This is a genomic window from Streptomyces sp. NPDC051976 (assembly GCF_040680795.1).
Taxonomy (GTDB): domain Bacteria; phylum Actinomycetota; class Actinomycetes; order Streptomycetales; family Streptomycetaceae; genus Actinacidiphila.
In genome coordinates, this window is the sequence record NZ_JBFAXL010000033.1 from 97,570 (window position 1) to 104,636 (window position 7,067).

Genomic DNA, 7,067 nt, shown 5'->3' on the forward strand with positions numbered 1-7,067 from the left:
TCCGCGCATGTCAATTACGCCCCGTGTCTCTTAGCTCGGACACCAGCTTCGACGTCACCCTTGTGTCCTTGAGCTGTTACGGAGCGTAACTCCATTGAATACTCTTCGCGGTCCCGGCCTGTTCCGGAACCGGGACTTCTCGCTGCTGCTGAGCGGCCAGTTGGTCTCTGCTATCGGTGACCAGGCTCATTTCATGGCCCTGCCGCTGATCGTGCTGGCTCTCACCGGGTCGGCCACCCAAGCCGGGTTCGTGCTCGGCCTCGGCACTCTTTCCTTCTTGGCGTTCGGGCTGGTTGCCGGCGCCCTCGTCGACCGGTGGGACCGTAAGGCCACCATGATCTGGTGTGAGCTCGGCCGGGCCGTGCTCACCGCCGGCGTCGCCGCTGGGTTGTGGCTGGACAGGCTCGCCATGCCCCAGCTGTATGCGACAGCGGTGCTTGCCGGGCTCCTGACCACGCTGTTCCAAGTGGCGAACACAGCGGCGCTGCCCAATGTGGTTGGCCCGCGACAGCTGTCCGCCGCGCTCGGCTACTCGCAGTCCGCCGCCAGCGCGGTGGGCATCTTCGGGGCCTCACTCGCCGGTGCGCTCTACGCCGTTGGCCGGACCGTGCCCTTCGCCGTCAACGCGGCTTCCTTCGCAGTGTCCGCGGCGTCGCTGCGTCTGATGCGTGCTCGATTCCAAGCGGACCGGCAGGACGTGCGGACGACGTCCCGGCTCTCCACCGAGATCCGGGAGGGGCTTGGCTGGCTCTGGCGCCGGCCCGTCATCCGATTCCTCACTCTGGTCTCGGCCGCTGACAAGGTGCGTTACGGCGCCGGATATCTGTTGATCATCACCCTCGCCCGGCAGGTGGGTGCCTCGCCGCTGTGGATCGGTGTCATCTTCAGCGGCGCGGCGGTCGGTGCCATGGCGGGAGCGCTTGTCTCGGACAGGGCGACGCGCCGCTTTCCGCTGGGCCGGATCGCTGTGGTGATGTTGTGGTTGGAGGCATTGATGTTCCCGCTGTACGCGCTCGCCCCCAACCCGTTGGTGCTGGCGGCGGTCGCGGCCGCTGAGTCGCTGGTGGCTCCGATCTATGCGGTGGCCATGACTACCCACCAGTTGTCCATCACCCCCGATGAGCTGCGGGGCCGGGCCACGAGCGCGGTCTCCACGCTCACCACGGGAGCGCTGTCGATCGGCACGCTCGCAGGCGGCGCCCTGATCACCACGCTGGGTGCCAAGCCGCTGGTCTGGCTCTGCGGAGCATGGCTGCTCATCCTGGCCCTCCTCACCACGGCCAACCGGGCCGTGCGGCAGGCACCGCCTGCGGGTGCGCTTCCACAGCAACAGGCCACCAGCGCGACCGAGACCGCCGACACGCCTGGCTAGTACCCAGGCTGCGGCCACACCGAAAGGGCGGTGACCGACGCGAGGTCGGTCACCGCCCGGGGCGAAAGGCGGGGCGGGGGTCAGGAGTTGGGGGTCAGCTGGACCCACTTCGCCGTGCTCGGGACGCCCTTCGCGTTGAGAAGGAAGAGCATGTAGTAGCCGGGCGGGGCGGCGTTGGCCGAGGGCGGGGCGGTGAGGGTGAGGGTGTTGCCCGCGCGGCGGCTGATCGTGAGGTCGAGTTGGCGCTGGCTGGTGTCGACCGCGTGGGTGGAGGTGATGGGGGCCACCAGGACGGCGCGGCTGACCTGGCCCGGAGTGGTCGTGGTGACGGGGAGGTCGGCGCCGTAGGAGACCGGCCCGCGCGGCACGCGGCTGAGGACGGGCCGCGGCCCCTGGTGCAGATAGGCGGGCTCGTAGATCTCGATGGTGCCGTTCATGTCCGACGTGATGTCGGGGTTGTTGGCGATCTGCTGCAACTCGTCGCCGGTGACCATGATCCGCCCGTCCGGGAGGATCACCGCGTTGGAGTGGTACCCGCGCGGCAGTCGCTGCTCGGGGCCGAGCGTCCACTTGCCCGCCGCGTCACGCAGTTCGGTCTGGCGGTACTTGAGGTCGGCGTTGGGGTTGTAGGCGCCGTTGCCGTAGTCGCGGATGTCGTAGGAACCGTTGACGGTGAAGAGCTTGCCGTCGGGCAGGATCAGCGTGTCGTCCTGGGTGCGGCCGAAGGCCCGCGGGGTGTCCAGCGTCCACTTGCCGCCCGAGAAGCGGTACGTGTTGGGGTCGTTGCGGTTGCCGCCGAGGATCAGCACGGAGTCGGGGCCCGCGGTGCCGTTCGGCAGCGCGACGGCCGAACCGTAGTTGCGCAGGCCGCCGTCGGGGCGGTTGGGCAGCGACGTACGGGACTGGTCGGCCGGGTCGAAGAGCCACTGCTGGTCCGCGTCACGCCCGAAGCCGTAGATCTTCCCGTCGTTGAGCGAGAAGAGCTGCGGGTAGTCCATCCGGAAGGGCGCGTCCGTCTTCCACCGGTCGACGGCGACGTTGTCGGGCGCCCGCCGCGGGTTGTACGAGACCGGGGTGTTCGTCGCCGGGAACTGCTCGATGACCGGCGTCGGCGTGCCCCAACCCAGCTCGGACTGGCCGGACATGATGACCTGGCGGCCGTCGGCGCCGGTCACCACGGTCGGGTACCAGCGGCCCACCGACATGTCCTGCTGCTGGTGCCACGTCTCGGTCCACGGGTCGAAGACCAGCGCGAGCTTGGCGCCCGTGCCGCCGTTGCCGCCGAGGTTGCCGCCGAAGACGCCCACCATGCCGTTGGGCAGGTACGAGTGCCCGGCGCAGAAGAAGGGCGCGGGCCGCGGCTGGTGCGTGCCGTCCGGCATGTCGACGACCGGCGGCGGCACGGCCTTGAACGCGTCGGGCCCCTCGCCCCGGGCCGGGTCCCACACATACGCCCGGCCCGCGTTCCTGCTGCCGATGATGTCGGTCGGCGCGGGCTCCTTCTGCGGGTTGTCCTGCACCCGCTCGAACGAGAACAGCAGCACCTTGCCCGTCGGCAGCAGCGCGATGTGGTCGCCGTAGTCCGGGCTGGAGAAGTAGTCGGTGAACTTCCCGAACGTCGCCGGGTCGAACTTCGCGTTGTCCGCGGCCTGCGTCTCGGTGAGCATCTTCAGCCGCAGCGTCCGCGTGGTCTGCGGGTAGTCGCTGTCGACGGCGGCCAGCCCGATACGGTCCCTGGCCATGTCCTCGGCGGCCGCCTGGCCGAACGTCTTCACCTCGTCGGGGCGCACCTGGGCCCGCACCTGCGCGTCCGTGATCCGCAGCCCGTGCCCTCCGGAGAAGGGGTCGGACGCGGCCGAGGCGGAGGACAGCGGTGCGGTCAGGGCGGTCGTCGTGGCCAGGGCGAGCCCGGCGGTCAGAGCCGCCAGCGCCCCGGTTCGGCGGTTGAGTGACCTCTTGCGTGACATCGAACTCCTCACAACCGGCCGCGCGGGCGGTCCGGGCATCTGGCGTACGGGTACGTCGGCGGCCGGGGAGACTTCCCTGACCTACGATTACGGACAGCTACCAAATACACGGAATGTGCACGGAGTGTGTGCGGACGCATCAGCGAATCTCGCACTGTCACTCGATAGTGGTCACTCTGAGTGTCGACGGCCTATCCGCCCGGGGGCGTGCTGCAATGACCGAAATCCGTCGAAAGAAGCTGAAAGGAGTGCATGCAGTGAGCAGCAGGACCCTCAAGCGAGCCGCCGCGGCCGTGGGCGTGGGCGTGCTCGTCGCCCTGGCGGGCGGCACCGGGACGGCCATGGCGGGCACGGTCCAACCGCAGGCGGTGCCCGGCAGCGTGATCAAGGGGGGCGCCGACGGCACCCCGAGGACGCTCATGTGTCCCCCCGAGGAGAACGTCCTGAGCGGCGGCTACGTCCTCTCGGCCCCGGCGGGCCACACCCTCGGCACCACCCCCGCGGACCTCCTGGAGACCCGCCCCACCGCCGACGCCACCGGCTGGACCATCGCCGTGCACAAGTCCCTGGAGAACGGCGCCCCGGCGGACCTACGGCTCTACGTCGTCTGCACCCAGGGTGAGAACACGCCTGGCGGCTGAGCCCCCACGCACCTCGCCCGCGCTCCGGAGCGCGTCCCCGTCTGCGTCGCGGAGGACGCGCTCCGGTCGTCGTTCAGAGGGTCGCGTACGTCGCCGTCGCCGCGTACGCGAGGAACGCGGTCCACGCGGCGCCGGTGAAGGTCAGTGCGGGACCTTCGGGGTCCTTCGAGTCCCGTACGTGGACGGCCTCGGGGCATGCCGCGACCTCGACGCACTGGCCGCCTTCGTTGCCGCTGTAGCTGGACTTCCGCCAGTCCAGGGCGACTTCGACGCAGGCGCCGCCCTCGGTGCCGCTGTAGCTGCTCTTGAACCAGGTGAGTTCGGCGGTCATAGCTCTCCCGCAATCGTCTCGATCAACTTCGCGGACTCCCTCACGCTGAGGGCCTGCGATCGGATCATTGCATAGCGCTGGTTGAGCGTGCTGACCTCGTCGCGGTCATCCACGAGGATGCTGCGGGCCTGGACTTCTAGGTAAGCGAGAAGCTGCCGTTCAGGGGTCTCCAGCAACGTCATCGGACCGTCGTATCCCGCATGTGCGCCGTAGTCCAAGGGCAGGACCTGAATCGTCACGTTGCGCAGTGCGTCGGCCTCCAGCAGCTGAGTCAGCTGAGCCTTTTGCACGCCCTCACCGCCGACGGGGCGCCTGAGCACTGACTCATCCATGAGGAACGAGAGTTGCGCGAGCGGAGTGCGAGTCAGCAGCGTCTGGCGCGCGATTCGGGCGAGAACCCTCCGTTCGATCTCATCCGTGTCGAGCGCAGGGCAGCGTGTGTTGAGCAGGGCGCGGGCGTACTCCTCGCTCTGGAGCAGACCGTTGATCGCCACGGTGTCGTACGTGTAGAGGCTGATCGCCATCCGCTCCAGGTCGGCGTACCCCTCGAACCACGAGGGGAAGTCGCCGCGTTCCAGATGCTCAGCCGCCCGGCTGATCACGTCCCCCGCGTCCAGCAACGCAGTTGCCTTCTCCACGAACATCGGCGGCGGCATCCGGTCGCCCCGTTCGATCTTGATGATCAGCGACTTGGAGTAGCCGACATGGGCGGCGAGTTCGTCCGTCGAGATGTCGCGCGCTTCGCGCAAGGACCGTACGACGGAGCCGAACATCCGCATGCTCGCCGAGCCCTCACTCTTCGTGGACACGGCACCACCTCCAGAATGCACACGTCTTACACAAGGTCTGGTCCGCTGCGCCCACCTGACACGGGATCAGGTCGTCCCTGGTCAGGCTAACCACACCACGTCACCGTTGGGGCCATGACGTTGGAATCTCCACCCGGAACGGCGATGCGGCTCAGTGCCGAACCCGCCCGCCTCGGCGCTGTGCGCGAGGCTGTATGTGATCAGTTGCGCGCGTGGGGGCGCGGGGACCTCGCCGAGGCGGCGGCACTGTGTGTGACGGAGATACTGGCCAACGTCCATCGCCATACGGGCTCGCCCGACTGCGAGTTGACGTTGTCGCGGCTGCCGGGGGAGGGGGTGCGGGCGGCGGTCAGTGACGGGTCGCGGGCGTTGCCGGTGCTGGGGCCGTTACCGGACTGGACGGCCGAGCGGGGGCGCGGGCTGCATCTGATCGCGGCGGCGGCGTACCGCTGGGGCGCGACGCTCACGCCGGAGGGCAAGCAGGTCTGGGTGGAGTGGCGGTGACGGCGTCGCTGCCGCCGCTCACGCCCGGCCTGATCAACGGCATCGCGTCGTGGTCGTGGCTGGACGACACCGGGTTCGGGCCGGTGGCGTTCCTGCTCCTCGTGCACCCGGAGCCCGCCGCCGGGGAGGCGCTGGCGCGGGCGATGCGGCTGTCGGGTCCTGCCCGCCGGCTGCCGGACATCGGCGACCGCGTGTCGGTCGCGGGCATCGCGCGGGCGACCGTACGGCTCGACGGCGCCGAGCATCTGATGCAGCTCCCCGTCGGGGACCGGTGGGCCGACTTCGTCCGGGCGGGCGGGCCCGTCGCCGTACTCGTCGGCCTCACACCGCTGGCGCGGCGGGCCGGGCGGGCTGACGTGGAGACGTATCTCGCCGGGGCGACGATGGCCGGGCGGCTGCGGCTGGGGATCAGCCATCGCGACGGCCCGGGGCCGGTCCGGCCGACAGGCCGGACGTCGGCGGGGTGTAGGTGCGGTGTCGGCGGGCGGCGACATGCTTGCGGGCATGACTGAACTTCACGCCGTATCCGAGGACGGTCGGCCCGTCACCGCTCTCGATGACGGTTCCGGGCCGACCCTGCTGGTGGTTCCGCCGGGCGGCGGGGACTCGACGCCCTGGGACGCCGTCACCGCTCTGCTGGCCGCGGACTACCGCGTGGTCAGGGTCAACCGGCGGATCTACGTTCCCGGGGCGGAGATCGCGCTCCCGCACTCGATGGCCACCGAGGCCGCCGACGTGCTCGCCGTCGCGGCGCTCCTGGAGTCCCCCATTCTGCTCGTGGGGCACTCCTCCGGCGCCGTGGCCGCACTGGAGGCGGCGCTGCGGGCGCCGTCCGCCTTCGCCGGGCTGTTCCTCTACGAACCCCCCTTGTCGACGCGGGAGTTGATCTCCGGGGAGGCGGGAGTGCGGGCCCGTGCCGCGCTCGACGCGGGTGATCCGGTCGAGGCGATGCGGATCCATATGCGGGACATCGTGCGGATGCCTAGCGACGCGGTCGAGGCGATGTTCGCCCACGAGGGTGTGCGGGCGCTGTTCGCGCTCCACGCGGCGGGGCAGATCGCTGACAACGAGGCCATCGACGCGCTCGGTGTCGGCATCGAGCGCTATGCCGTCCTCGACGCCCCGGCCACGCTCGTCCAGGGTGACTCCAGCCCCGACCACCTCCGGCTGCGCCTGGCCGACCTCGCCGACACCCTCCCCAACGCGGACGTCGTCACCCTCCCCAGCCAGGGCCACACCGCCCACCTCACCGCCCCCGCCCTCCTGGCCGCCGCCATCCGCGACGCGGCCGAGCCCCGTTAGGGGCGCGGGGAAGCGCGCTGCGCTTGCGGAAGAGGTCGTGCCCCGAAGGGGCGCGGGGAACTGCGCGACCAGCCCGCGACGGGCTGCAGGTCACCACCGGCCCCAATGGGGCAGACGCGTTGTCTTCGGACCACCGGCCGG

The 7,067-nt window shown here is 70.3% G+C and carries 8 protein-coding genes; 5 read left to right on the forward strand and 3 right to left on the reverse strand.

Annotated elements, in window-relative coordinates; genetic code table 11:
- Positions 1-94: 94 nt before the first annotated feature.
- Positions 95-1,372 carry an MFS transporter gene (locus tag AB0M29_RS28280; RefSeq protein WP_365387527.1) on the forward strand — a complete coding sequence of 426 codons (1,278 nt, stop codon included), beginning with the start codon at positions 95-97 and terminating at the stop codon, positions 1,370-1,372.
- 80 nt (positions 1,373-1,452) lie between these two features.
- Here the strand turns inward: AB0M29_RS28280 and AB0M29_RS28285 are convergent, their stop codons facing one another.
- Entirely contained in the window at positions 1,453-3,339 is a 1,887-nt protein-coding gene (locus tag AB0M29_RS28285; RefSeq protein WP_365387528.1) for a galactose oxidase early set domain-containing protein, read from the reverse strand.
- A 257-nt stretch (positions 3,340-3,596) separates the two neighbouring features.
- Here AB0M29_RS28285 and AB0M29_RS28290 point away from each other — a divergent pair, with 257 nt between their 5' ends.
- Positions 3,597-3,980 carry a hypothetical protein gene (locus AB0M29_RS28290; protein WP_365387530.1) on the forward strand — a complete coding sequence of 128 codons (384 nt, stop codon included), beginning with the start codon at positions 3,597-3,599 and terminating at the stop codon, positions 3,978-3,980.
- A gap of 73 nt (positions 3,981-4,053) precedes the next feature.
- On the opposite strand, the gene AB0M29_RS28295 is transcribed toward AB0M29_RS28290, so the two are convergent.
- Both AB0M29_RS28295 and AB0M29_RS28300 read right to left on the reverse strand, forming a co-directional pair.
- Positions 4,054-4,311: a DUF397 domain-containing protein gene (locus AB0M29_RS28295; RefSeq protein ID WP_365387532.1), complete on the reverse strand. Its 258-nt coding sequence runs from the start codon at positions 4,309-4,311 to the stop codon at positions 4,054-4,056.
- Positions 4,308-5,120 (reverse strand): helix-turn-helix transcriptional regulator, encoded by an 813-nt coding sequence (locus AB0M29_RS28300; protein WP_365387535.1) that lies wholly within the window; start codon positions 5,118-5,120, stop codon positions 4,308-4,310. Before AB0M29_RS28300 ends, AB0M29_RS28295 begins: the two co-directional genes overlap by 4 nt.
- Before the next feature lie 114 nt (positions 5,121-5,234).
- On the opposite strand from AB0M29_RS28300, the gene AB0M29_RS28305 reads away from it, so the two are divergent.
- The 3 genes from AB0M29_RS28305 to AB0M29_RS28315 are packed head-to-tail and all read left to right on the forward strand — an operon-like array spanning position 5,235 to position 6,926.
- Positions 5,235-5,624, forward strand: coding sequence for an ATP-binding protein (locus AB0M29_RS28305; RefSeq protein ID WP_365387537.1), 390 nt, complete (start codon positions 5,235-5,237; stop codon positions 5,622-5,624).
- A complete protein-coding gene (locus tag AB0M29_RS28310) occupies positions 5,621-6,136 on the forward strand; it encodes a hypothetical protein (protein ID WP_365387540.1) in 516 nt (171 codons plus the stop codon). Before AB0M29_RS28305 ends, AB0M29_RS28310 begins: the two co-directional genes overlap by 4 nt.
- Entirely contained in the window at positions 6,129-6,926 is a 798-nt protein-coding gene (locus AB0M29_RS28315) for an alpha/beta hydrolase (protein ID WP_365387542.1), read from the forward strand. The genes AB0M29_RS28310 and AB0M29_RS28315 overlap by 8 nt, the downstream gene beginning before the upstream one ends.
- Positions 6,927-7,067: the final 141 nt, after the last annotated feature.

Excerpts from the sequence above, each read along its gene's own strand:
- AB0M29_RS28305 (WP_365387537.1), top strand. The coding sequence starts at position 5,235 with ATGACGTTGGAATCTCCACCCGGAACGGCGATGCGGCTCAGTGCCGAA.
- AB0M29_RS28315 (WP_365387542.1), top strand. The coding sequence starts at position 6,129 with ATGACTGAACTTCACGCCGTATCCGAGGACGGTCGGCCCGTCACCGCT.
- AB0M29_RS28285 (WP_365387528.1), bottom strand. The coding sequence starts at position 3,339 with ATGTCACGCAAGAGGTCACTCAACCGCCGAACCGGGGCGCTGGCGGCT.
- AB0M29_RS28295 (WP_365387532.1), bottom strand. The coding sequence starts at position 4,311 with ATGACCGCCGAACTCACCTGGTTCAAGAGCAGCTACAGCGGCACCGAG.